This window comes from Aquabacterium sp. UBA2148 (genome assembly GCF_002328915.1).
In the GTDB taxonomy this organism is placed as follows: domain Bacteria; phylum Pseudomonadota; class Gammaproteobacteria; order Burkholderiales; family Burkholderiaceae_C; genus Aquabacterium; species Aquabacterium parvum.
On record NZ_DCXA01000322.1, the window covers coordinates 2,073 to 3,197 of the forward strand.

Sequence of the window (1,125 nt, forward strand, 5' to 3'; positions counted from 1 at the left end):
CCGGCAGGCGCTCATGCTGCGCGGCCGCGGTAACACCAAGCACAACATCGTCTGCCCGCTGCACCGCTGGACGTACTCCCACCAGGGTGAGCTGATCGGCGCCCCCCACTTCGACCACGACCCCTGCCTGAACCTGAACAACTACAAGGTTCGCAACTGGAACGGGCTGCTGTTCGAAGACAACGGGCGTGACATCGCTGTCGACCTGGCCGGCCTGGACGCGCGCTTCAAGCCGGGTGGCGACCTCGACTTCACCGGCTACGTGCTCGACCACGTCGAGCTGCACGAGTGCAACTACAACTGGAAGACCTTCATCGAGGTCTACCTTGAGGACTACCACGTCGGTCCTTTCCACCCCGGCCTGGGCAACTTCGTGACCTGCGACGACCTGAGCTGGGACATGGCCGACGCCTACTCGGTGCAGACCGTGGGCGTCTCCAAGGGCTTCGACAAGCCAGGCTCGGACGTCTACAAGAAGTGGCGCGAGGTGCTGATGAACTACCGTGGCGGCGAAAAGCCGTCGCAAGGCGCCGTCTGGCTGACCTACTACCCGACCATGATGGTCGAGTGGTACCCGCACGTGCTGGTGGTCTCCAACATGTACCCGCAAGGGCCTCAGAAAACGCTCAACGTGGTGGAGTTCTACTACCCCGAAGAAATCGCCGCCTTCGAGCGCGAGTTCATCGAGGCCCAGCGCGCCGCCTACATGGAGACTTGCATCGAGGACGACGAGATCGGCGAGCGCATGGACGCCGGCCGCCGTGCCCTGATGGAGCGCGGTGACAACGAAGTCGGTCCTTATCAAAGCCCGATGGAAGACGGCATGCAGCACTTCCACGAGTGGTATCGCCGGACGATGGCCTACAAGGGCTGACAGCCCCTCGTGCACAGGCCGCCTGCGGGCGGCCTTTTCCTTTGCAGCCCCGATGCCCATTCGACATTCACCCTACTTGCAGATGGTGGCCGCCACCGTGCTGTTCGCCTGCATGGGCGTGTGCGTGAAGCTGGCGTCTGCGCATTTCGGCACCGCGGCCGTGGTGAGCGCTCGAGGGCTGGTGGGTGCGCTCATCATGGCGGCCATCGCCTGGCAGACGGCCACGCCGCTGCGCACGACGGTGCCCCGCA

1 protein-coding gene and 1 pseudogene are annotated in these 1,125 nt (G+C 64.4%); both read left to right on the forward strand.

The genetic code is table 11. The annotated features are described in order from the left end of the window. Nucleotides 1-874, forward strand: an 874-nt coding sequence (locus tag B2W70_RS18050) for an aromatic ring-hydroxylating oxygenase subunit alpha (RefSeq protein ID WP_286747933.1), incomplete at its 5' end; no start/stop codon positions are given. 52 nt (nucleotides 875-926) lie between these two features. After that, nucleotides 927-1,125, forward strand: a pseudogene (locus tag B2W70_RS18055) (hypothetical protein); the annotation flags it as partial.